The organism is Streptomyces sp. bgisy159 (assembly GCF_965341775.1).
GTDB lineage: Bacteria > Actinomycetota > Actinomycetes > Streptomycetales > Streptomycetaceae > Streptomyces.
In genome coordinates, this window is record NZ_CBDQZH010000020.1 from 107,124 (window position 1) to 128,596 (window position 21,473).

Consider the following 21,473-nt stretch of genomic DNA (forward strand, 5'->3'; position numbering starts at 1 on the left):
GCCGTTGTATGCTGCTCCGGTTGCCCGATCAAAATCGGGCTTTCCCCCTGGCACCGCCAATCAAGATCTCGGATCCTAGGATCTCGATCCCGGCATGCCGGGATCAACCGTAAGTGCATCTGAAGTCTTTGGAGTGACCCGTGGCTGCCAACTGCGACGTCTGCGGCAAGGGGCCGGGCTTCGGCAACAACATCTCGCACTCGCACCGCCGTACGTCCCGCCGCTGGAACCCGAACATCCAGCGTGTGCGTACCGTGGTCGGCGGGACGCCGAAGCGCGTGAACGCCTGCACCTCGTGCATCAAGGCCGGCAAGGTCTCGCGCTGACGCTCAGCTAAGCGCGCAACCACAGCCGGTTCGCTGCGCGGAGCCGGTCCACCTCGTGTGGACCGGCTTTTCGCATGCCCTCGTCCGGGAGCGGGAGCCCGGCGCGGTCAGCGAACCGGGCGCACGTCTCGCCCGAGCCGCCACCCGTGGTCCACCGGCCCGATGCCCCCGCCGAGCGCGAACCCGGCGGCGATGGCTCCGGTGACGTACTCCTTGGCCGTCCGCACCGCCTCGGGCACCGGCCACCCCCGCGCAAGGCCGCACGCGATGGCGGAGGCGAGGGTGCAGCCCGTGCCGTGGGTGTGCCGGTTGTCGTGCCGGGGCGCCCGCAGCCAGTGCTCCTCGTCGCCGTCGGTGAGCAGGTCGACGGCCTCTCCGGCAAGATGACCGCCCTTGATCACCACCCAGCGGGGTCCGTACGCCAGCACGGCGGCGGCGGCCCGCCGCAGATCACCTTCCGACTCCACCCGCACCCCGGTGAGTTGGGCCACCTCGTCGAGGTTGGGGGTGGCCACGGTCGCGGCCGGCAGAAGCCTCGTGCGGACCGAGTCCAGGGCGGAGGCGGCCAGCAGCGGATCGCCGTGCTTGGAGACGCCGACCGGGTCGACCACCGCGGGCGCGTCGGTGCCGACCAGCAACTCGGCCACGGCTTCGACGAGTTCCGCGGAGGCCAGCATGCCGGTCTTCACCGCCTGGACGCCGATGTCGTCCACCACGCTGCGGTACTGCGCCCGCACGGCCGCCACCGGCAGTTCCCAAGCCCCCTGGACTCCCAGCGAGTTCTGCGCCGTGACCGCCGTGATCACACTCATACCGTGCACGCCGAGCGCCAGCATCGTCTTCAGGTCGGCCTGCACCCCGGCCCCGCCGCCGGAGTCGGAGCCCGCGACCGTCAGCGCCCTCGGCGGCGCGCCGGAACCGGTCGGCCCGCTCGGCGCGTTCACGACTCGATGTCCCCGAAGTGGTCCCAGCCGCCCTTGCTGGTCCAGGGCGCGCCGTCGACGGTCACCTGGGGCAGCGCCGACGGGTTGAGGACCTCGCCGATGACCTTCCACCGGGCGGGCAGTTTCACGTCCGGCGGGAAGGTCGCCACGATGGCGTGGTCCTCTCCCCCGCTGAGCACCCACTGCATCGGGTCGACGCCGACGGCCTGCCCGATGTCGTTCATCTGGGTCGGGATGTCGACGGCGGCGGACCGGATGTCGATGCGCACCTTGCTGGCCTCGGCGATGTGCCCGAGGTCGGCGATCAGCCCGTCGCTGACGTCGCACATGGCGGTGGCGCCGAGCGCGGCGGCGGCCGGACCCGCGTGGTACGGCGGTTCGGGGCGCCGGTGGGCCTCGACGAAGGCGCGCGGCGAGCGGAAGCCGCGGGAGAGCACCGCGTACCCGGCCGCCGACCAGCCCAGCCAGCCGGTGACGGCGACCAGGTCGCCGGGCTGGGCTCCGCCGCGGGTGACCGGCTCCTGGTTGCGCAGATCACCGAGCGCGGTGATCGACACCATGATGGAGTCCCCGCGTACGACGTCGCCGCCGACCACGGCGGCACCGGCCACCTGGCACTCGTCGCGCAGTCCGTCCATGAGTTCGCTGGGCCAGGTCACCGGCAGTTCGGCGGGGACCACCAGCCCGAGCAGCAGGGCGGTCGGCACGGCCCCCATGGCGGCGATGTCGGCCAGGTTCTGCGCGGCCGCCTTACGGCCGACGTCGTAGGCGGTGGACCAGTCGCGCCGGAAGTGCCGGCCCTCCAGGAGGATGTCGGTGCTGGCCACGACCCGGCGGTCGGGCGCGGCCACCACGGCGGCGTCGTCGCCGGGGCCCACCCGCACCGCCGGGGTGGTGGTGAGCCGGGAGGTGAGCTCCCTGATGAGCCCGAACTCCCCGAGCTCACCAACAGTGCCCTTCATTGCCCTTACGCCCCTTCTGTCCCTGTCCGTGCCCGGTCGCGCAGGACCAGTGTCCTCGATACGGTCGAGGTGACCGTCAGCCGTGCCCGCACCCCGGCGCGCGAGCCGTGGCTCCCGCGGGTCTCCCCGCGACGAGCGGCGACGCGATACCGTGGCGTTCCTTTCCCCCACATGATCCTCGTGGCCGCCCTGGAGGTTCCGTGGTACAGGCGTACATCCTGATTCAGACGGAGGTCGGCAAGGCGTCGACCGTCGCCGAGACCATCAGCAAGATTCCCGGTGTCGTCCAGGCCGAGGACGTGACCGGGCCCTACGACGTGATCGTGCGGGCCCAGGCCGACACGGTCGACGACCTCGGCCGGATGGTGGTCGCCAAGGTCCAGCAGGTGGACGGGATCACCCGAACCCTGACCTGCCCGGTCGTCCATCTGTAGCCCCCGTCTACCCTTGGCCGGTGAACTCCTTCCGTCACCGGCACGCCCTCCGTCTCGGACCGCTCGTGCTCGCGCTGTCGATCGCGGCGACCGGTTGCTCCTCAGCAGACGGCACCGCGTCCCCGGCGGTTCCCTCGCCGGGAGCCCGGGCCGCGGCGCTGTGCCGGAACCTGGACGGGGAACTGCCGTCGAAGGTGGACGGCCAGGATCGCCGGGATCCCGAGCCCGCCTCCGCGCTGACCGCGGGGTGGGGGGACCCGGCGATCATACTGCGCTGCGGTGTCGAACGACCCGAGAAGATGTCGGACCCGGAGGCCGACTCCGTCGAGGTGGACGGGGTGGGGTGGCTCATGGAGGAGCGGGACGACGGGTCGTTCCGGTTCACGACGGCGTTGCGCAAGGCGTACGTCGAGGTGACGATCCCTGCCGGGCGCACGGCGCAGGGGATGGCGCCGCTGGTGGATCTGGCACCGGCCGTCAGGAAGGCGGTGCCGGAGGGTGTTGCCGACTGACCGCCGCGGGGGCGCGGTCTCCCGCGCCCCCGGGCCGGGTCAGCGCAGGCCCGTGGAGCGGCGCAGCGCCGCCTCGATCAGCCGGTCGACCAGTTCCGGGTAGGAGATCCCGCTGGCCTGCCACATCTGCGGGTACATGGAGATCGGCGTGAAGCCGGGCATCGTGTTGATCTCGTTGATCACGAACTCGCCGTCCTCGGTGAGGAAGAAGTCCGCGCGGACCAGGCCCTCGCAGGAGGCGGCCTCGAAGGCGTCCACGGCGAGCCGCTGGACCTCGGCGGTCTCCTCCGGGGTGAGCGGGGCGGGGACGATGCCGGGGGTGGAGTCGATGTACTTGGCCTCGAAGTCGTAGTACGCGTGCGCGTCCGGCGGCGGGATCTCCGCGGGCAGGGAGGCGCGCGGCCCGTCCTCGAACTCCAGGACGCCGCACTCGATCTCCCGGCCGCGCAGCGCCGCCTCGACCAGGATCTTGGGGTCGTGGCGCTGGGCCTCGGCGATGGCCTCGTCCAGGCCGGACAGGTCGTCGACCTTGGTGATGCCGATCGACGAGCCCGCGCGCGCGGGCTTCACGAACAGCGGCCAGCCGTGCTCACCGGCGAAGTCGACGATCTTCTTGCGGGCGGCGGACTCGTCCTGCCGCCACTCGCGGGGACGGACCACCACGTACGGGCCGACCTTGAGCCCGAACGAGGTGAACACCCGCTTCATGTACTCCTTGTCCTGGCCGACGGCCGAGGCGAGCACGCCCGAGCCCACGTACGGCACGCCGGAGAGCTCCAGCAGGCCCTGCAGGGTGCCGTCCTCCCCGTAGGGGCCGTGCAGCACCGGGAAGACGACGTCGACCTCACCGAGCGCCTTGGGCACCGATCCGGGCTCGCTGTAGACGACTTCACGGTTGGCGGGGTCGACGGGGAGCACCACGCCGCCCTCCTGGGAGTCGGCGAGCTGGTCGATGTCGGGCGTACGGCGGTCGGTGATCGCCATGCGCTCCGGTTCGTCGGCGATGAGGGCCCAGCGCCCGTCCCGGGTGATGCCGATCGGCAGGACGTCGTACTTGGTCCGGTCGATGGCCTTGAGGACGGCGCCGGCGGTGACCACGGAGATCCCGTGTTCGGAGCTGCGCCCGCCGGACACGACGGCCACGCGCGGCTTGCGTGGCGGCTGCTCGGGGCTCTGGGGGAGGTTCTCGGTGCTCATATCGCGATGAGAGTACCCGGTGGTAGAGCGCCGATACAGCGCCCCCGGGGGGTGCGTCGCCCGGCGCGCCACGGCGTCGCTCAGCGTCGTTCCGGTTTGGCGCTGCGCGACATCAGCTCCTTGAGCGCGACCACCGGCGGCTTGCCCTCGTGGACGATGCCGACGACCGTCTCGGCGATGGGCATGTCGACGCCGTGCCGGCGCGCCAGATCGAGCACGGACTCGCAGGACTTGACGCCCTCGGCGGTCTGCTTGGTGACGGCGATGGTCTCCTGCAGGGTCATGCCCTTGCCGAGGTTGGTGCCGAAGGTGTGGTTGCGCGAGAGCGGCGAGGAGCAGGTGGCCACCAGGTCGCCCAGGCCCGCGAGGCCGGAGAAGGTCAGCGGGTCGGCGCCCATGGCGAGGCCGAGCCGGGTGGTCTCTGCGAGACCGCGGGTGATGAGCGAGCCCTTGGCGTTGTCGCCGAGCCCCATGCCGTCGGCGATGCCCACGGCCAGGCCGATGACGTTCTTGACCGCTCCGCCCAGTTCGCAGCCGACCACGTCGGTGTTGGTGTACGGGCGGAAGTACGGGGTGTGGCAGGCGGCCTGGAGGCGCTGGGCGACGCCCTCGTCGGTGCAGGCGACGACCGACGCCGCGGGCATCCGGGAGGCGATCTCGCGGGCGAGGTTGGGCCCGGTGACCACGGCGACGCGGTCCCGGCCGACCTTGGCGACGTCCTCGACGACCTCGCTCATCCGCATGGTGGTGCCGAGTTCGACCCCCTTCATGAGGGAGACCAGCACGGTGTGCGGGGCGAGCAGCGGGGTCCACTCGGCGAGGTTGGCGCGCAGGGTCTGCGAGGGGATCGCGAGGACGGTGAAGTCCGCGTCGCGGGCGGCCTCGGCGGGGTCGGCGGTGGCCCGCAGGTTCTCCGGGAGTTCGACACCGGGCAGGTAGTCCGGGTTGGTCCGGGTGGAGTTGACCGCGTCGGCGAGCTCGGGGCGGCGTGCCCAGAGCGTGACCTCGCAGCCCGCGTCGGCGAGCACCATGCCGAAGGCGGTGCCCCAGGATCCGGTGCCGAAGACGGCCGCCCTGACGGTCTTGCTCACGTGCCGCTCTCCCCCTCGCGTCCGGTCTGCGCCGCGGTCCGGCGACGCTGCTCGATCCGCTCGCGGCGCGGGTCGTAGGGCGTGTCGGGCGCCTTCTCGCCGCGGATCTCCTCCAGCTGGCGGGTGATGGCGGCCATGATGACCTCGGTGGCCTCCTTGAGGAGTTCCGCGGTCATCTCCTTGTCGTAGAAGCGCGAGAGGTCCACGGGCGGCCCGGCGAGGACGCGGTGGGTCTTGCGCGGCAGCAGCCTGGGCTTCTTGGCGTAGGGCGGCAGCAGTTCGTTGCAGCCCCACTGGGCGACCGGGACGACCGGGCACTTGGTCTGCAGCGCCACGCGTGCGGCGCCGGTCTTGGCGGTCATCGGCCAGCCGTCCGGGTCGCGGGTGAGGGTGCCCTCGGGGTAGAAGGCGACGCACTCGCCGCGTTCCACGGCGTCGATCGCGGCGCGGAAGGCGCTGAGCGCGTCGGTGGACTCCCGGTAGACGGGGATCTGCCCGGTGCCGCGCATGGCGGCGCCCACGAACCCCTTCTTGAAGAGCCCGCTCTTCGCCAGGAAGCGCGGCACCCGACCGGTGTTGTACTGGTAGTGCGCGTAGGCGAAGGGGTCGACGTGGGAATTGTGGTTCACCGCGGTGATGAAGCCGCCCTCGGCCGGAATGTGCTCCATTCCACGCCAGTCCCGCTTGATCAGAACCACCAGCGGCGGTTTGCAGATCACCGCGGCGAAGCGGTACCAGAAGCCGATTTTTCGGCGGGGCACGCGGACACCTTCCTCTAGGACTTGCCAGGACCACCCGGTACTTCTCGCGGCCCGGGGGCCGCACAAGTGTCGCCCCGGGCCGCCGGTCTGTCGAGAACACGGTACGCCCGCGGGTCTCGCCGTACCGCCCTCGCGCGCCCCTTCACCGCCCGCGCCGACGCCGGGAGGACGACCGCGCCGAGTGACAATGGCCGCCACGAGAGAGGGGCGGTACGCCGGTGGACTGGACGTTGGTCATCCCTTTGAAGCCCTTGGCGCAGGCCAAGAGCAGGCTGGCGGACACGGCCGACGAGCAGGTGCGCCCGGGGCTGGCGCTGGCGTTCGCCCTGGACACGGTGGCCGCGGCGCTGGCCTCGCCGGCGGTGCGGGATGTGGCGGTCGTCACGGACGATCCGCTGGCCGGACGGGAGCTCGCGGCGCTCGGCGCGCGGATCGTGCCGGACGCCCCGGGCGCCGGCCTGAACGCCGCTCTGGCGCACGGGGCCGCCGCGGTGCGGTCACTGCGGCCCGGGTGCCCGGTCGCGGCCCTGAACGCCGATCTTCCGGCGCTGCGGTCCGCGGAATTGACCCGTGTCCTCGGTGCGGCCGCTGAATTCCCGCGCGCTTTTCTCGCCGATGCTGCCGGCGTGGGAACGACATTTCTGGCGGTGTCTCCGGGACGGGAATTACTTCCCGCATTCGGCGGGGATTCCCGTGTCCGGCACCGGGATTCCGGGGCCCGGGAAATCGGCCTCACGGGGGTGGACTCGGTGCGCCAGGACGTGGACACCGGTGACGACCTGCGGGCGGCGCTGGCGCTGGGGGTGGGTCCCCGAACGGCCGCGGCGGCCGCGCGGTTGCTGATATCGGGGCAGTAGGCTGCTGCACATGCAGGCCACCGCGTACACGTACGACCCCGAGACCCGCAGCGGGCAGGTGCTGCTCGACGACGGCACGCCGGTGCCCTTCGACGCCCCGGCGTTCGACGCGGGCGGGCTGCGGTTGCTGCGGCCGGGGCAGCGGGTGCGCGTCGAGACGACGGGCGAGGGCGCGGCCCGGCGCGTCACCCTGGTGACACTCCAGACGTTCTGAGTCCCGCGGGTTTCGTCCGACACCCGGACACGCCGCGGGCCGGGCTCCGTGAGGGAGTCCGGCCCGGCGCGTGAATGCCCTTCGGTGCTGCCTGCGGCTAGCGGGCGGTGGCCTTCTTCGCGGTGGTCTTGCGGGCGGGCGACTTCTTGGCGGGGGCCTTCTTGGCGGTCGCCTTCTTCGCCGGCGCCTTCTTCGCCGTGGTCTTCTTCGCGGCGGCGGTGGTGGCGGTCTTCTTCGCGGGCGTGGCCTTCTTCGCGGCCGCCGTGGTCTTCTTGGCGGTCGTCTTCTTCGCCGTCGTCTTCTTGGCCGTGGCCTTCTTCGCGGCGGTGGTGGCCTTCTTCGCGGGGGCCGCCTTCTTGGCCGCGGCCGCCTTGGTGGTCTTCTTCGCCGCGGCCTTCTTGACCGTCGCGGCGGCGCCACCGGTCAGGCTGCCCTTGGGCGCCTTCTTGACCGCGATGTCTCCCTTCGGAAGCTTCTTCGAGCCGCTGACCAGGTCCTTGAAGCCCTGGCCCGCCCGGAAGCGCGGCACCGAGGTCTTCTTGACCCGAACCCGCTCGCCCGTCTGGGGGTTGCGGGCGTAGCGGGCGGGGCGGTCCACCTTCTCGAACGAACCGAAGCCGGTGACCGACACCCGGTCGCCGGCGACGACAGCGCGGACGATGGCGTCCAGGACCGCGTCGACAGCATCGGCGGCCTGCTGGCGGCCGCCCATCTTGTCGGCAATCGCTTCTACGAGCTGCGCCTTGTTCACGTCTTCCCCTTCGGAGACATTGCCCGAACGAAAGTGTTCAAGCTTTTTCGCACGTTAGGCAGATATATACCGCAAATCAAACACGAAACGGGCTTATCACCCTTGTGCCGCAACGGACTCGGCCGCCGTGGCGCGTTCAGCGTTCGTCGCGGGGCACGCGCCCCTCGTCCAGGTCCGCCATGAACCGCTCCAGCCGCCTTGCCGCGTCGGCGAGATCGTGTTTGGCCGCGGCCGTAATGACCAGCAGCTTCCGGGTCAGCGCCATCCGTACGCCCTCCGGGACTTGCAGTGCGCGCACTTTCGCGTGCGCTTCCTTGAGCTGGTTCGCGACCGCCGTATAGAGCGTGAGTTGGCCGTCGTGTTCCATGCACAGATTGTGCCATCTGGGGCGAGTTGTCGCCCGCGCAGGGGGCAACTGCCGCGCCGGACGGCCCTGTCGGCCCCGTTGGACAGTGCGTCCACAGCAGCCGCGTACCCCGGCAAACATCCCTCTAACGTGGGAAGTTGGGAAGGTTCGGGGGTGATCACGGGGACGTTGGGGCAGCGAAAACGCCGTACCCCCGATCGGGCCGATCGGGGGTACGGCGGGCGGTTCGCGGTGGCCGGAATTCGACCTTGTTCAGCGGTGGCTCAGACCTGCAGCGTCCGCGGCTTGAACGACGGGCGCTTCGCCTCGTACGCGGCGATGTCGGCCTCGTTCCGGAGGGTGATGGAGATGTCGTCGAGGCCGTTCAGCAGCCGCCAGCGGGAGTTCTCGTCCAGCTCGAAGGAGGCGGTGATGTCCGCGGCGCGCACCTCACGCGCCTCAAGGTCCACAGTGACCTCAAGCGTGGGGTCCTGTTCCGTGAGCTCCCAGAGCGCGTCCACGATCTTCTGGTCCAGGACCACCGTGAGCAGGCCGTTCTTCAACGAGTTGCCGCGGAAGATGTCGGCGAAGCGGGAGGAGATCACGGCCTTGAAGCCGTAGTTCTGCAGCGCCCACACGGCGTGCTCACGGGAGGAGCCGGTGCCGAAGTCGGGGCCGGCGACCAGCACGGTGGCCCCCTGCCGCTCGGGCCGGTTGAGGACGAACTCGGGGTCCTTGCGCCAGGCCTCGAACAGCCCGTCCTCGAACCCGTCGCGCGTGACCTTCTTGAGCCAGTGAGCAGGGATGATCTGGTCGGTGTCGACGTTCGAGCGGCGCAGCGGGACGGCCCGTCCGGTGTGCGTGGTGAATGCTTCCATGGCTGATCAGACTCCAGCGGGCGTACGGGTCTCGGCGTCGGACAGGTCGGCCGGCGAGGCCAGGTGCCCCAGCACGGCCGTGGCGGCCGCGACCTGCGGCGACACCAGGTGGGTGCGGCCGCCCTTGCCCTGCCGCCCCTCGAAGTTGCGGTTGGAGGTGGACGCGGAGCGCTCACCGGGGGCCAGCTGGTCGGGGTTCATGCCCAGGCACATCGAGCAGCCCGCGTGCCGCCATTCGGCGCCGGCCTCCTTGAAGACCACGTCCAGGCCCTCGGAGACGGCCTGCAGACCGACCCGCGCGGAGCCCGGGACGACCAGCATCCGTACGCCGTCGGCGACTTTGCGGCCCTTGAGCAGCTCGGCGGCGGCCCGCAGGTCCTCGATGCGGCCGTTGGTGCAGGAGCCTACGAAGACGGTGTCCACGTGGATCGAGCGCAGCGGCTGGCCGGCCTCCAACCCCATGTACTCCAGGGCCTTTTCGGCGGCGAGGCGCTCCGAAGCGTCTTCGTACGAAGCCGGGTCGGGGACGGAGGCCGAAAGCGGGGCGCCCTGGCCCGGGTTGGTGCCCCAGGTGACGAACGGCGACAGTTCGGCGGCCTCGATCACGACCTCGGCGTCGAACTCGGCGTCGTCGTCCGTCCGCAGCGTCCTCCAGTACGCGACGGCCGCGTCCCAGTCCTCGCCCTGCGGGGCGTGCGGGCGGCCCTGGAGATACGCGAACGTGGTCTCGTCGGGGGCGATCATGCCCGCGCGGGCGCCGGCCTCGATCGACATGTTGCAGATGGTCATCCGGGCCTCCATCGAGAGCTTCTCGATGGCCTCGCCGCGGTACTCCAGGACGTAGCCCTGGCCGCCGCCGGTGCCGATCCTGGCGATGATCGCCAGGATCAGGTCCTTGGCGGTGACGCCCTCGGGCAGTTCGCCGTTGACCGTGATCGCCATGGTCTTCGGACGGGCCATGGGCAGCGTCTGGGTGGCCAGCACGTGCTCGACCTGCGAGGTGCCGATACCGAACGCCAGACCGCCGAAGGCGCCGTGCGTGGAGGTGTGGGAGTCGCCGCAGACCACGGTCATGCCCGGCTGGGTCAGGCCGAGCTGCGGGCCGACGACGTGCACCACGCCCTGTTCGACGTCGCCGAGCGGGTGCAGCCGCACACCGAACTCGGCGCAGTTCTTGCGCAGGGTCTCCAGCTGAGCGCGGGAGACCGGGTCCGCGATGGGCTTGTCGATGTCGAGGGTGGGGGTGTTGTGGTCCTCGGTGGCGATGGTCAGGTCCAGGCGCCGCACCTGGCGACCGCTCTTGCGGAGGCCGTCGAAGGCCTGCGGGCTGGTCACCTCGTGCAGCAGGTGAAGATCGATGAAGAGGAGGTCGGGCTCGCCCTCGGCGCGCCGGACGACGTGGTCGTCCCAGACCTTCTCCGCGAGTGTCCTACCCATCGCTTTCCCTCCGGCCGGCAGAGGTGCGCCGACCCAACTAGAGATCTTGAGGAAGCGGCCGCCCGCGCTCCGGCTTTCCGGGCACCCGCCGCCAGGCCCGGTGTGGTCCGCGGGCCGTTGTGTGTCCAAGGGTTGCGCGTCTCACGGAAAAATGAACTTGCGTTTCACAGAGTGAGACGGGAGTATCGTTTCATGGACAACAGTAGCGGCGTCGGCGTTCTGGACAAGGCAGCCCTTGTCCTGAGCGCCCTGGAGTCCGGTCCGGCCACCCTCGCGGGGCTGGTCACCGCGACCGGACTGGCACGACCCACGGCCCACCGGCTGGCCGTGGCATTGGAACACCACCGGATGGTGGCGCGCGACATGCAGGGACGTTTCATTCTCGGTCCCCGGCTCGCGGAACTGGCGGCGGCGGCCGGTGAGGACCGTCTCCTCGCGACGGCCGGCCCGGTGCTCACCCACCTCCGTGACGTCACCGGCGAGAGCGCCCAGCTCTACCGCCGCCAGGGCGACATGCGCATCTGCGTCGCCGCGGCGGAACGCCTGTCCGGCCTGCGGGACACCGTCCCGGTCGGCTCGACGCTCACGATGAAGGCCGGCTCCTCGGCGCAGATCCTGATGGCGTGGGAGGAGCCCGAGCGCCTCCACCGCGGCCTGCAGGGCGCCCGCTTCACGGCGACGGCCCTGTCGGGCGTGCGCCGCCGCGGCTGGGCCCAGTCGATCGGCGAGCGCGAGCCGGGCGTGGCCTCGGTCTCCGCCCCGGTGCGCGGCCCCTCCAACCGCGTGGTCGCGGCCGTCTCCGTCTCCGGCCCCATCGAGCGCCTGACCCGCCACCCCGGGCGGATGCACGCCCAGGCCGTCATCGACGCGGCGTCCCGCCTCTCCGAGGCCCTGCGCCGCTCGGGCTGACCCCGCCCGTCCGGCAGCGTCCACCGGGAGAGACCGGCCTCAACGCCGCGGCAGGCCTCCCCTGACGGACCACCGCCCCCTTCCCGAGGGCGCGGGGACTGCGCGAGCATCCCCCCACTTCCCGCGCCCACGCCTTCCGGGACCCGGCCCCCGTTCAGCCGCCCAGGCCCTCAAGAACGCCAGGCGAAGCGCTCCTTGGCATAGCGCCCGCGCCGCTCCAGCGGCACCTCACCGTGCGCGGCCGCCAGCCCGAACGCCGGCATGTCCCCGTAGACAGCCTCGTACCCTCCCTCCGGCACGACGTACGTCTCGTGCCAGATCCCCACGTGACCGCGCACCTTCCCGGCCCGTTCGAGGCGGTTGATCCTCGCCCAGGCCCGGTGGTGGAAGGCGTCGGGCGCGCTCGCGTAGGCGTAGAGCTTCTCCTTGGACTCCCAGTACTGGACGACGTAGTACGTCCTCGGCGAGGCCGTGAGCAGCACCCGGGACAGCAGCCCCCGCTCCGGTTCCTTCTTCAGGTCGGCGAGCATCCGGAACATCGCGAGCATCACCGGCAGCCACTGGTGCACCGCCCGGAAGCGGTTGATCCGCATGCCGATCAGCAGGACGACGACGTCTCCGCGGGCGTCGGCGGTGGTACGACGTGGACTGACACGTTTCTCGGCCATGCTTGGATAGTGACGTTATCCGATGAAGGGCGCAAGGCATGCGGTTGTCCGAACTGAGCGAGCGGAGCGGCGTCTCGACCGCGACGATCAAGTACTACCTGCGCGAGGGGCTGCTGCCGGCCGGCCGCCAGGTGAACGCGACGACCGCGGAGTACGACGAGGAACACCTGCGACGGCTGCGGCTGGTCCGGGCCATGACCCAGGTCGGCCGGGTCCCGGTGGCGACGGTGCGCGAGGTGCTCCGGCACGTGGACGACGAGTCCCTGGGCCGCACGGTCCGCCTCGGCGCGGCCGTGTGGGCGCTGCCCCAGGCGCCCGAGCCGGACGAGGAGGACGAGTACGTCCGTGCGGCACACCGGGAGGTCACGGCCCTCCTCGACCGGCTCGGCTGGCACCACGCCAAGTCGCTGTCGGCCCTGTCACCCGCGTACCGCTCACTGGTCACGGCGGTGGCCGCGTTCCGGCGGCTCGGCTACGACTGGGGGGCCGAACAGCTCGCGCCGTACGCCGAGTTGATGCACCGCACGGCTGTCCTGGACCTGGACAACATGGAGACGCACCCCGCCGAGGCCGAGCAGGTCGAGTTCGCGGTCCTGGGAGCGATCCTCAACGAGCCGGCGCTGCGGGCGCTGCACCGGCTGGCCCAGGAGGAGGAGTCGACGCGGCGGTACGGCCTCGACTGACGGGCGCCGGACGCGACGAAGGCCCTCCGCCGAAGCGGAGGGCCTTGCCATCGGGTACCCCCGACCGGATTCGAACCGGCGCTACCGCCTTGAGAGGGCGGCGTGCTAGGCCGCTACACAACGGGGGCATGGACACTGCGTTTCCGCAGGTCCGAGCTGGTCTACCTGGACTCGAACCAAGACTAACTGAACCAGAATCAGTCGTGCTGCCAATTACACCATAGACCAATGTGGTTTAGACCAGTCAGTACCCCCGACCGGATTCGAACCGGCGCTACCGCCTTGAGAGGGCGGCGTGCTAGGCCGCTACACAACGGGGGCCCTAGCGATTCCGGACGGACCGGAACCAGTACCCCCGACCGGATTCGAACCGGCGCTACTGCCTTGAGAGGGCAGCGTGCTAGGCCGCTACACAACGGGGGCTTTGCAGATGAGCTCTGCGAGCTGGCCTACCTGGACTCGAACCAAGACTAACTGAACCAGAATCAGTCGTGCTGCCAATTACACCATAGGCCACTGGAACGCAAGCCCCGAAGGGGATCTCGTTCTAGTTCGCTCCCCCGGGTTTCCGGCCTCTCGGCCCGCTCCCCGGCGGCGCAGGAAGAACATTACCCGAAGGTGGACGGGGCTCCAAAACGGGTATCCGCGCCGAGCAGCGCGGGCAGTTCGGACAGGGACTCGATCCGGTGCCCGCCGGGCACCACGGCGGCGCTCGCGGGGCCGCCGCGGCGGTCGATCCACACCGAGAGCAGACCGGCCTCCGCGGCACCGCGCCCGTCGATCTCCGGGTGGTCGCCGACGTACGCCACCTGGTGCGGAGGCAGGTCCATGGCCTCGCAGGCCGCGAGGAATGCGCCGGCCTCGGGCTTGGAGACCCCCAGTTCGGCGGCGCACAGGATCGTCTCGAAGCGGTCGTGGACGGCCAGGACGCGCAGCTTGCGGTCCTGCACGGTGAGGCTGGAGTTGGACAGCACCGCGTGCCGGTGGCTGCCGGCGAGGGCGTCGAGGACGGGCAGCACGTCCGGGAAGAGGCTCCAGGCGGACTCGTAGTGCGCGACGTAGCGCCGGAACCACGCGTCGGCCTCGTCGTCGGTCAGAGCGGCGTCCAGGAAGACGCGGACCCGGTCCCGGCGCTGTCCCTCGAAGCTGGTCTCGCCGGCCGCGAACCGGGCCCACTGCCGGTCGGTGACCTCGCGCCACCGCGCGAGCGCCTGCTCGGCGGTGCCGTACCGGTCGAGCAGGCCCTCGGCGACGAGCTGCGCGCGCATGCCCTCCCGGTCCGCGGTCGAGTAGTCGAAGAGGGTGTCGTCCACGTCCCAGACCACGGCTCGGATGCTCATGACCCGACGGTATCCCCTGGTGGCGGAGCGTGTCCGGGGAACGGCGAAGGGGCGGCACCCGGTCCGAGGTCCGGGCGCCGCCCCTCACGCGCGCGTGCCTACGCGGTCAGCTTCGCCAGGGCCGCGTCGACGCGGACCAGCGCCTTCTCCTTGCCCAGGACCTCCAGGGACTCGAAGAGGGGCAGCCCGACGGTGCGGCCGGTGACGGCCACCCGGACCGGGGCCTGGGCCTTGCCGAGCTTGAGGCCGTGGGCCTCGCCGGCGGCCAGGACGGCTTCCTTCAGGGACTCCGGGGACGTCCAGTCGGCCGCGTCCAGCTTTTCCCGGGCGGTGCGCAGCAGGGCGTCCGAGCCCTCCTTCATCGCCTTGTTCCAGCTCGCCTCGTCGAAGACGGGCTCCGGCAGGAACAGGAAGTCCACGTTGTCGGTGATCTCCGACAGGACCTTGAGCCGGGTCTGCGCGTGCGGCGCGACGGCCTGCCACCTGGCCTCGTCGAAGTCCTCCGGCGCCCAGGGGGCGAACGGCGGCTTGAGCCAGGGCCGGCAGCGCTCCGCGAAGTCCTTCGCGTCGAGCAGCCGGATGTGGTCGCCGTTGATCGCCTCGCACTTCTTGAGGTCGAAGCGGGCCGGGTTGGGGTTGACGTCCGCGACGTCGAAGGCCGCGACCATCTCGTCCATCGTGAAGATGTCCTGGTCGGCCGAGAGCGACCAGCCGAGGAGGGAGAGGTAGTTGAGCAGGCCCTCGGGCAGGAAGCCCTGCTCGCGGTAGAGGTTCAGCGACGACTGGGGGTCGCGCTTGGAGAGCTTCTTGTTGCCCTCGCCCATGACGTAGGGCAGGTGGCCGAAGCGGGGGATCTCCCGGGCCACGCCCAGCTCGATCAGCGCCTTGTACAGGGCGATCTGGCGGGGGGTGGAGGAGAGCAGGTCCTCGCCGCGCAGGACGTGGGTGATCTCCATCAGGGCGTCGTCGACCGGGTTGACCAGGGTGTAGAGCGGGGCGCCGTTGGCGCGCACGATGCCGTAGTCCGGCACGTTCTCCGGGGTGAAGGTCAGCTCGCCGCGGACCAGGTCGGTGAAGGTGATCGCCTCGTCGGGCATCCGGAAGCGGACGATGGGCGCACGGCCCTGCGCCCGGTAGGCCTCGACCTGCTCGGCGCTCAGGTCACGGCAGTGGCCGTCGTAGCCGGACGGCCTGCCGGCGGCGCGGGCGGCCTCGCGGCGGGTGTCCAGCTCCTCCTGGGAGCAGTAGCAGTGATAGGCGTGGCCGGCGTCCAGGAGCCTGGTCGCGACGTCCTTGTAGAGGTCCATGCGCTGCGACTGGCGGTAGGGCGCGTGCGGGCCGCCGACCTCGGGGCCCTCGTCCCAGTCGAAGCCGAGCCAGCGCATCGAGTCGAGCAGCTGGCCGTAGGACTCCTCCGAGTCGCGGGCGGCGTCGGTGTCCTCGATGCGGAAGACCAGGGTGCCGCCGTGGTGCCGGGCGAACGCCCAGTTGAACAGGGCGGTGCGGACCAGGCCCACATGGGGGTTACCGGTGGGCGAGGGACAGAAACGGACGCGTACGGGGGAGCCGGGTGCGCTAGCCACGCTTGACAACCTTGTTGGTGAGAGTGCCGATGCCTTCGATGGTGACGGCGACCTCGTCGCCGACAGTCAGGGGGCCGACCCCAGCCGGGGTGCCCGTGAGGATCACGTCGCCGGGGAGCAGCGTCATGGCCTCGGTGATGTTGACGACCAGGTCCTCGATGGAGTGGATCATCTCGCTGGTACGGCCGAGCTGACGCTGTTCGCCGTTGACCGTGAGCTGGACGGTCAGGTCGGCGGCGGCCGTGACGTCCAGGCCGGTCTCGACCCAGGGGCCGAGCGGGCAGGAGGTGTCGAAGCCCTTGGCCCGCGCCCACTGCTTCTCGCGCCGCTGCACGTCGCGGGCGGTGACGTCGTTGGCGCAGGTGTAGCCGAAGATCACGTCCTTGACGCGCTCGCGCGGGACCTCCCGGCACATGCGGCCGATGACGACGGCGAGTTCCGCCTCGTGGTGGAGCTCGGAGGAGAACGCCGGGTACTGGATGTCGTCGCCGGGGCCGATCACCGACGTGGACGGCTTGAAGAAGGCGAACGGGGCGTCCGGCACCTCGTTGCCCAGCTCGCGCGCGTGCTCGGCGTAGTTGCGGCCGAAGGCCACGACCTTGTTGGGCAGCACGGGCGGGAGGAGCCGGACCTTGCTCAGCGGCACCTTGGTGCCGGAGAGCTCGTGGTCCGCGAACGGGATGCCCTTGATGATGTCGAGGACGAGCTCGTCCGGCTTGTCGCCCTCGACCGCGCCGAAGGCGACGTTCCCGTCGATGGAGAACCTGGCGATGCGCACGGGTTGGTTGGCCCCTTGACTGAAGCGGCTGGAGTCTGACGCTCCAGGCTAACGCGGAAGGGCGTCCCCGGCCGGGGACGCCCTTGACATCCATGGCGGGCCGCCCTGAACATACGGCGGCTCTCGCCCGTACTACTGCGCGGAGGCGCCGACCGGAACCTCCATCAGCACGGTGCGACGGGGGTTGGCGGTCTGATTGGGCAGTTCGACGGAGTGCTCCGGCAGCTGCGGGGTCTGCAGCTCGTCGGCGTCCTTCAGGTGCGCCAGCGTGGTGCGTCGCGGGTTGGCGATCTTGTGGAACATCGGCGTCGTCTTCACTGTTGTAGTGGCCCTGTTCGTGTCGGGGCGCCCGCGCGGGTACGGAATCGCCCTCACGCGGGCACGGCTTGTCGGATTTGCCGTACCTGTAAAGCGACAGGCTAGACAGCGCATTCCCCGCGAACGGCACGGGGTGCCAGGGACGGCGTGTGAGTTTGCTCACGGATCCAGACTCAAACCGGTCAATTCAGACTCGCTCCCGAGTGCCGCGAAACGGACATTCTCCCCCTGAAGCTGCCATTCCGCTCCTGATCATGGCGACTGGGACACTCGGCACCCCTCACCGGTACGTCCCACTCTGTCCGATATAGCGATGATCCTTTTCTACGTCCGGTGACCCGGCCCTCACGTGCTGTCACGGATGTCACAACCTGACCAACCAGCCTTGTTGGAGATCCTGCACTGTGCTGGAATCTCACGGACCGCCGCGGGATCGAACCGGCGCGCATGGGGCGCACAGCAGCGCCGAGCGGCGGCGGGAAGGGGGAGCCAGCGCCGGTCACTCACGACCACCCGGGGGGCGTATTCAGGGCGCCCCTCACGACGCCGACACCGTCTTTCCGTTCACCCGGGAAGGCGCCTGGTCCAGAGGTTGCGACGCTAGTGCAGGGACGTTTCAAGAGGGATGGCAGCGCTTCGGCGGAGCCGGAGCCGCACGGCGGGACTGGCCCGATGGCCGGCAGCTCCTCGCCCCAGCACGCCCAGAACCAGGGCCCGTCCGGTGACGGTGCGGAGCGTTCCGGGCGCCCCGGCCCGAACGCCTCCTCGGCACCCGCGGGTCCCCCGCCCGCGACCGGGCCGGGCAAGGCCCCCCAGGGCGCGGGCGACCCCGGCCCCCGTGTGGCCCTGCGCAACTGGCGCATCTCCACACGACTGGTGGCGCTGCTGACGCTGCCCGTGGTCGCGGCCACCACGCTGGGCGCGGTCCGTATCAACCAGTCCATGGACGACATCGAGCAGCTCGACAACATGAAGCTGCTGACGGCCATGACCAAGCAGGCCACCGAGCTGGCCGCCAAGCTCCAGGAGGAGCGCGACGAGTCCGCCGGTGTGCTGGCGCACGGCTCGCGCGTGGCGGACATCAAGGGCCAGCGGGACGCCACCGACCGAGCCCTGACGACCTTCGTCGACGCCTCGGAGAAGATCGACGCCTCCAGCAAGAACGGCAACCTCCAGGGTGTCCGCGACAACCTGGTCGGCCTGGTCAGCGACCTCGGCTCCCTCGCCAAGATCCGCAAGTCGGCCTACACCGCCGAGGGCAACTCCATGCAGACGGTGGAGGGGTACCACCGTCTGATCAGCCGGCTCCTCGACCTCTCGCAGGACATGGCCGAGGCCACCTCCAACCCCGAGATGATCCAGCGCACCCGCGCCCTGGCGGCCTTCTCGTCCGCCAAGGAGTACGCGTCGATGCAGCGCGCGGTCCTCGCGGCGGCCCTGCCCACCAGCAACACCTCCTACGGCAACCTCTCCGACAACGACCGGACCTACGGCGAGATGGCCCTGGAGAGCCAGGACTCGCAGATCGCCATCTTCCGGAGCATCTACGGCGACGAGGGCGCCGAGGAACTGCTGCGCACGATCGAGCAGGGCAACACCACGATCGAGCAGGCCGACACCTACGCGACCCGCGCCTTCGCCTCCAAGACCGGTCTGCAGTCGCTGGAGAAGCGCTCCTACCGGGACTGGCTGGACGCCAGCACCACCAAGATCCGGCAGATGGCGAACATCGAGCGCACGCTGCTGGAGGACATGGAGCAGAAGGCGCGCGAGCTGCGCGCCGAGTCCGAGCGCGACGCGATCATCTCCGGTGCGCTGATCCTGCTCGTCCTCGGTATCTCGCTGGTCGGCGCTTTCATCGTGGCCCGGTCCATGATCCGCTCGCTGCGCCGGCTGCAGGAGACCGCGACCAAGGTCGCCTCGGACCGCCTGCCCGAGCTGGTCAAGCAGCTGTCCGAGGCCGACCCGCAGGACGTGGACACCTCCGTGGAGTCGGTCGGTGTGCACTCCCGGGACGAGATCGGCCAGGTGGCCGCGGCCTTCGACGACGTGCACCGCGAGGCGGTCCGCCTCGCCGCCGAGCAGGCCCTGCTGCGGGGCAACGTCAACGCGATGTTCACCAACCTCTCGCGCCGCTCCCAGGGTCTGATCCAGCGCCAGCTGTCGCTGATCTCCGAACTGGAGTCCCGCGAGGCCGACCCGGACCAGCTGTCCTCGCTGTTCAAGCTCGACCACCTCGCGACCCGCATGCGCCGTAACGGTGAGAACCTCCTCGTCCTCGCCGGTGAGGAGCCGGGCCGCCGGTGGACCCGCCCGGTCCCGCTGGTCGACGTGCTCCGTGCCGCCGCCTCCGAGGTGGAGCAGTACGAGCGCATCGAGCTGGCGTCCGTGCCGACCACCGAGGTGGCCGGCCGGGTCGTCAACGACCTCGTGCACCTGCTCGCCGAGCTGCTGGAGAACGCCACCTCGTTCTCCTCGCCGCAGACCAAGGTCAAGGTCACCGGTCACGCACTGCCCGACGGCCGGGTGCTGATCGAGATCCACGACACCGGTATCGGCCTCTCCCCCGAGGACCTCGCGGCGATCAACGAGCGGCTCGCCTCGCCGCCCACCGTGGACGTCTCCGTCTCCCGCCGCATGGGCCTCTTCGTGGTCGGTCGTCTGTCCCAGCGGCACGGCATCCGCATCCAGCTGCGCCCGTCCGACTCCGGCGGCACGACCGCGCTGGTCATGCTGCCCGTCGATGTCGCCCAGGGCGGCAAGAAGCCGCAGCCCAAGCCCGGCCAGGGCATGGGTGGCTCGGGCGGTCCGGCCGCCGCGCAGGCCGCCGCGGGCGCGGCGGCCGCCCGCCGCCAGAGCGGTGCCCTCGGTGGCGGCCAGGGCGCGCCCGGCGGTGCGCTGGGCGGTGCGCCGGCCGGCGCCGGTGGCCGCCTCGGTGCCGGGCAGGGCCCGCGGGCCGCGCTGCCCGGTGTGGGCCAGGACGGCCGCCCGGGTGCGCCGGGCGGTGCGCGCGGACCTCAGCAGGGCCAGCAGGGCCGGCCTCCGGCCGGCGCCGGCGCCGGTGCGTTCGGCCAGGGGCCGGGCGCCCCGCAGGGACTTCAGTCGGCGGGCACGGGCGGCTTCGACGGCCAGGGCCGGGACGCCTTCGGTGGCGCTTCCCGCGGCCCGGTGCCGCCGCAGCGCACCGGTGAGGACGCCGAGCAGGGCGGCGGGCGCCGTGCGCGTCGGCCGCAGCTGCCCGGCAGTGCCCCGCGCGGCGGTCCGCGCGCCGAGCTGCCGGGCGGCAACCCGCAGCCTCGGGTGACCGGCTGGGGCGACGAGAACGCCCAGCCGCAGGTTCCGCGCTCCCCGCTGGACGGGCCGCGCGGCCACGACGAGCCGGACGCCGCCGCCACCTCGCAGCTGCCGCGTCCGGACGACCGGCAGGGCCCCGGCTCCACGGCGGAGATACCGGCGGTCCCGCGGATGGACGAACGCCAGGCGTCCTCGGCCGACTTCGCGCGCTCCGGCGCGGACGGCTCGCAGCACACCGGTCAGTTCGCCGGCCCCGCGACGAACGGCCGACAGGACACCGGCCGGTACGAGCGGCCCGCGGACCGTCAGGACACCGGCCAGTACGCGCTTCCCGGTACGCCGGAACGGCAGGACACCGGCCAGTACCAGCGGCCGGGTGCCGACGGTCCCCAGGACACCGGCCAGTACCAGCGGCCGGGTGCCGGCGGCCCCCAGGACACCGGCCAGTTCCCGGCACCCGCGCGGCAGCAGGACGACTTCCTGAGGCCCGACGTCTTCGGCGCACCCGGCGGCCAGAACGCGCCGGCGAGCCCGGACCGGTTCGCCGCGCAGCCGTACGACAACGGCTCCACCGGTCAGTTCCCGGCCGCGGGCCAGGACGGCTCGGGTACCGGCCAGTACGCGCTGCCCGGCCGCCAGGACGCGTCCGCCACGGGCCAGTTCGAGCGGCCCCAGGGCGGCGGTTACGGCGGCCGACAGGAGCCGGAGGCGCTGCCGCCGGCCACGAGCGCGGGCGACGGCCGTACGCCCCTGTACGACACGCTGGAGACCAACTGGTTCCACGGCGGCGCGCAGGGCGGCCAGACCCCGGCCGAGCAGCAGCCGCAGGCTCCGCAGTCTCCCGCTCCGCAGTCCTCCGGGCCGCAGTCCTCCGGGCCCCAGCGGCCGGGTTCCGCGGCCTGGCGGACCTCGCCCAACGACGAGCTGGTACGGCAGGCCGAGCGGGTCCGCCAGCCGGCCGCGGGCGGGGTCACCACCTCCGGCCTGCCGCGCCGGGTACCCCGGGCCAACCTCGTCCCGGGCACGGCTCAGCAGCAACAGCACCAAGCCGGTCCGCAGGTCTCGCGCGCGCCTGACGACGTGCGCGGACGGCTGACCAATCTCCGTCGGGGCATCGCCCAGGGTCGTCAGGCCGGCAACGGCCAGACGGGCAGCCACCAGAGCCCCACTCACCAGCAGGAGCGTTAGTT

General features: G+C 71.4%; 22 protein-coding genes and 5 tRNA genes. 8 read left to right on the top strand and 19 right to left on the bottom strand.

All coding sequences use genetic code 11. The annotated features are described in order from the left end of the window. The first annotated feature begins 140 nt into the window (after positions 1 to 140). Positions 141 to 326: a 50S ribosomal protein L28 gene (gene rpmB / locus ACSLTV_RS20505; protein ID WP_003993230.1), complete on the top strand. Its 186-nt coding sequence runs from the start codon at positions 141 to 143 to the stop codon at positions 324 to 326. 107 nt (positions 327 to 433) lie between these two features. Here the strand turns inward: rpmB and thiD are convergent, their stop codons facing one another. Both thiD and ACSLTV_RS20515 read right to left on the bottom strand, forming a co-directional pair. Further along, positions 434 to 1,270, bottom strand: a complete 837-nt coding sequence (thiD, locus tag ACSLTV_RS20510; protein ID WP_435612621.1) for a bifunctional hydroxymethylpyrimidine kinase/phosphomethylpyrimidine kinase — start codon at positions 1,268 to 1,270, stop codon at positions 434 to 436. Then, the gene (locus ACSLTV_RS20515; protein WP_432138921.1) at positions 1,267 to 2,232 is read right to left on the bottom strand and encodes a thiamine-phosphate kinase; all 966 of its coding nucleotides are present in this window, start codon (positions 2,230 to 2,232) and stop codon (positions 1,267 to 1,269) included. The genes thiD and ACSLTV_RS20515 overlap by 4 nt, the downstream gene beginning before the upstream one ends. 200 nt (positions 2,233 to 2,432) lie before the next feature. Between ACSLTV_RS20515 and ACSLTV_RS20520 the strand changes: the two genes are divergently transcribed. Both ACSLTV_RS20520 and ACSLTV_RS20525 read left to right on the top strand, forming a co-directional pair. Further along, on the top strand, positions 2,433 to 2,666 hold the full coding sequence (locus ACSLTV_RS20520; protein ID WP_037677600.1) for an Lrp/AsnC family transcriptional regulator: 234 nt from the start codon (positions 2,433 to 2,435) through the stop codon (positions 2,664 to 2,666). Between the two features lie 20 nt (positions 2,667 to 2,686). Further along, entirely contained in the window at positions 2,687 to 3,178 is a 492-nt protein-coding gene (locus ACSLTV_RS20525) for a DUF3515 domain-containing protein (protein WP_432138922.1), read from the top strand. A 39-nt stretch (positions 3,179 to 3,217) separates the two neighbouring features. On the opposite strand, the gene ACSLTV_RS20530 is transcribed toward ACSLTV_RS20525, so the two are convergent. From ACSLTV_RS20530 to ACSLTV_RS20540, 3 genes are all read right to left on the bottom strand, one after another. Continuing rightward, complete coding sequence (locus ACSLTV_RS20530) at positions 3,218 to 4,375, bottom strand: D-alanine--D-alanine ligase family protein (protein WP_432138923.1); 1,158 nt, start codon at positions 4,373 to 4,375, stop codon at positions 3,218 to 3,220. 80 nt (positions 4,376 to 4,455) lie between these two features. Next, positions 4,456 to 5,466: an NAD(P)H-dependent glycerol-3-phosphate dehydrogenase gene (locus ACSLTV_RS20535; protein WP_432138924.1), complete on the bottom strand. Its 1,011-nt coding sequence runs from the start codon at positions 5,464 to 5,466 to the stop codon at positions 4,456 to 4,458. Then, on the bottom strand, positions 5,463 to 6,227 hold the full coding sequence (locus tag ACSLTV_RS20540) for a lysophospholipid acyltransferase family protein (RefSeq protein WP_432138925.1): 765 nt from the start codon (positions 6,225 to 6,227) through the stop codon (positions 5,463 to 5,465). The genes ACSLTV_RS20535 and ACSLTV_RS20540 overlap by 4 nt, the downstream gene beginning before the upstream one ends. Positions 6,228 to 6,445: 218 nt before the next feature. Here ACSLTV_RS20540 and cofC point away from each other — a divergent pair, with 218 nt between their 5' ends. Both cofC and ACSLTV_RS20550 read left to right on the top strand, forming a co-directional pair. Continuing rightward, entirely contained in the window at positions 6,446 to 7,084 is a 639-nt protein-coding gene (gene cofC / locus ACSLTV_RS20545; RefSeq protein ID WP_432138926.1) for a 2-phospho-L-lactate guanylyltransferase, read from the top strand. A 10-nt stretch (positions 7,085 to 7,094) separates the two neighbouring features. Then, a complete protein-coding gene (locus ACSLTV_RS20550; protein ID WP_432138927.1) occupies positions 7,095 to 7,298 on the top strand; it encodes a hypothetical protein in 204 nt (67 codons plus the stop codon). A gap of 97 nt (positions 7,299 to 7,395) precedes the next feature. Here ACSLTV_RS20550 and ACSLTV_RS20555 read toward each other — a convergent pair whose 3' ends face one another. The 4 genes from ACSLTV_RS20555 to leuC all read right to left on the bottom strand — a co-directional run bounded on the left by ACSLTV_RS20555 (position 7,396) and on the right by leuC (position 10,710). Beyond that, positions 7,396 to 8,049, bottom strand: a complete 654-nt coding sequence (locus ACSLTV_RS20555) for an HU family DNA-binding protein (protein WP_432138928.1) — start codon at positions 8,047 to 8,049, stop codon at positions 7,396 to 7,398. Between the two features lie 136 nt (positions 8,050 to 8,185). Continuing rightward, complete coding sequence (locus ACSLTV_RS20560; protein WP_432138929.1) at positions 8,186 to 8,416, bottom strand: hypothetical protein; 231 nt, start codon at positions 8,414 to 8,416, stop codon at positions 8,186 to 8,188. A gap of 263 nt (positions 8,417 to 8,679) precedes the next feature. Continuing rightward, entirely contained in the window at positions 8,680 to 9,273 is a 594-nt protein-coding gene (leuD, locus tag ACSLTV_RS20565; protein WP_432138930.1) for a 3-isopropylmalate dehydratase small subunit, read from the bottom strand. Between the two features lie 6 nt (positions 9,274 to 9,279). Next, positions 9,280 to 10,710 (bottom strand): 3-isopropylmalate dehydratase large subunit, encoded by a 1,431-nt coding sequence (leuC, locus tag ACSLTV_RS20570; RefSeq protein ID WP_432138931.1) that lies wholly within the window; start codon positions 10,708 to 10,710, stop codon positions 9,280 to 9,282. Between the two features lie 192 nt (positions 10,711 to 10,902). On the opposite strand from leuC, the gene ndgR reads away from it, so the two are divergent. Continuing rightward, positions 10,903 to 11,619 carry an IclR family transcriptional regulator NdgR gene (gene ndgR / locus ACSLTV_RS20575; RefSeq protein WP_432138932.1) on the top strand — a complete coding sequence of 239 codons (717 nt, stop codon included), beginning with the start codon at positions 10,903 to 10,905 and terminating at the stop codon, positions 11,617 to 11,619. A gap of 170 nt (positions 11,620 to 11,789) precedes the next feature. Here the strand turns inward: ndgR and ACSLTV_RS20580 are convergent, their stop codons facing one another. Further along, the gene (locus ACSLTV_RS20580; protein WP_435612623.1) at positions 11,790 to 12,287 is read right to left on the bottom strand and encodes a DUF4188 domain-containing protein; all 498 of its coding nucleotides are present in this window, start codon (positions 12,285 to 12,287) and stop codon (positions 11,790 to 11,792) included. Positions 12,288 to 12,325: 38 nt separating this feature from the next. On the opposite strand from ACSLTV_RS20580, the gene ACSLTV_RS20585 reads away from it, so the two are divergent. Next, entirely contained in the window at positions 12,326 to 12,970 is a 645-nt protein-coding gene (locus tag ACSLTV_RS20585) for a MerR family transcriptional regulator (RefSeq protein ID WP_432138934.1), read from the top strand. Between the two features lie 55 nt (positions 12,971 to 13,025). Here ACSLTV_RS20585 and ACSLTV_RS20590 read toward each other — a convergent pair. The 9 genes from ACSLTV_RS20590 to ACSLTV_RS20630 form a co-directional block, all read right to left on the bottom strand. Beyond that, positions 13,026 to 13,098 (bottom strand) — tRNA-Glu (locus tag ACSLTV_RS20590). A gap of 28 nt (positions 13,099 to 13,126) precedes the next feature. Continuing rightward, a tRNA-Gln gene (locus tag ACSLTV_RS20595) sits at positions 13,127 to 13,198 on the bottom strand. A 20-nt stretch (positions 13,199 to 13,218) separates the two neighbouring features. Continuing rightward, positions 13,219 to 13,291: transfer RNA gene (locus ACSLTV_RS20600), tRNA-Glu, on the bottom strand. 29 nt (positions 13,292 to 13,320) lie between these two features. Next, positions 13,321 to 13,393 (bottom strand) — tRNA-Glu (locus ACSLTV_RS20605). A gap of 21 nt (positions 13,394 to 13,414) precedes the next feature. Further along, positions 13,415 to 13,486 (bottom strand) — tRNA-Gln (locus tag ACSLTV_RS20610). 92 nt (positions 13,487 to 13,578) lie between these two features. Further along, positions 13,579 to 14,310 carry an HAD family hydrolase gene (locus ACSLTV_RS20615; RefSeq protein WP_432138935.1) on the bottom strand — a complete coding sequence of 244 codons (732 nt, stop codon included), beginning with the start codon at positions 14,308 to 14,310 and terminating at the stop codon, positions 13,579 to 13,581. A 98-nt stretch (positions 14,311 to 14,408) separates the two neighbouring features. Beyond that, on the bottom strand, positions 14,409 to 15,893 hold the full coding sequence (gene gltX, locus ACSLTV_RS20620; RefSeq protein WP_432138936.1) for a glutamate--tRNA ligase: 1,485 nt from the start codon (positions 15,891 to 15,893) through the stop codon (positions 14,409 to 14,411). Next, on the bottom strand, positions 15,886 to 16,671 hold the full coding sequence (locus ACSLTV_RS20625) for a fumarylacetoacetate hydrolase family protein (protein WP_432138937.1): 786 nt from the start codon (positions 16,669 to 16,671) through the stop codon (positions 15,886 to 15,888). Before ACSLTV_RS20625 ends, gltX begins: the two co-directional genes overlap by 8 nt. 132 nt (positions 16,672 to 16,803) lie before the next feature. Further along, positions 16,804 to 16,989 (bottom strand): hypothetical protein, encoded by a 186-nt coding sequence (locus ACSLTV_RS20630; protein WP_432138938.1) that lies wholly within the window; start codon positions 16,987 to 16,989, stop codon positions 16,804 to 16,806. A 603-nt stretch (positions 16,990 to 17,592) separates the two neighbouring features. Between ACSLTV_RS20630 and ACSLTV_RS20635 the strand changes: the two genes are divergently transcribed. Further along, positions 17,593 to 21,471, top strand: a complete 3,879-nt coding sequence (locus ACSLTV_RS20635; protein ID WP_432138939.1) for a nitrate- and nitrite sensing domain-containing protein — start codon at positions 17,593 to 17,595, stop codon at positions 21,469 to 21,471. The last annotated feature ends 2 nt before the right edge of the window (positions 21,472 to 21,473 follow it).

Excerpts from the sequence above, each read along its gene's own strand:
- leuD (WP_432138930.1), bottom strand. The coding sequence starts at position 9,273 with ATGGAAGCATTCACCACGCACACCGGACGGGCCGTCCCGCTGCGCCGC.
- ACSLTV_RS20515 (WP_432138921.1), bottom strand. The coding sequence starts at position 2,232 with ATGAAGGGCACTGTTGGTGAGCTCGGGGAGTTCGGGCTCATCAGGGAG.
- leuC (WP_432138931.1), bottom strand. The coding sequence starts at position 10,710 with ATGGGTAGGACACTCGCGGAGAAGGTCTGGGACGACCACGTCGTCCGG.
- ACSLTV_RS20560 (WP_432138929.1), bottom strand. The coding sequence starts at position 8,416 with ATGGAACACGACGGCCAACTCACGCTCTATACGGCGGTCGCGAACCAG.
- ACSLTV_RS20585 (WP_432138934.1), top strand. The coding sequence starts at position 12,326 with ATGCGGTTGTCCGAACTGAGCGAGCGGAGCGGCGTCTCGACCGCGACG.
- ACSLTV_RS20550 (WP_432138927.1), top strand. The coding sequence starts at position 7,095 with ATGCAGGCCACCGCGTACACGTACGACCCCGAGACCCGCAGCGGGCAG.
- ACSLTV_RS20580 (WP_435612623.1), bottom strand. The coding sequence starts at position 12,287 with ATGGCCGAGAAACGTGTCAGTCCACGTCGTACCACCGCCGACGCCCGC.
- ndgR (WP_432138932.1), top strand. The coding sequence starts at position 10,903 with ATGGACAACAGTAGCGGCGTCGGCGTTCTGGACAAGGCAGCCCTTGTC.
- ACSLTV_RS20615 (WP_432138935.1), bottom strand. The coding sequence starts at position 14,310 with ATGAGCATCCGAGCCGTGGTCTGGGACGTGGACGACACCCTCTTCGAC.
- ACSLTV_RS20530 (WP_432138923.1), bottom strand. The coding sequence starts at position 4,375 with ATGAGCACCGAGAACCTCCCCCAGAGCCCCGAGCAGCCGCCACGCAAG.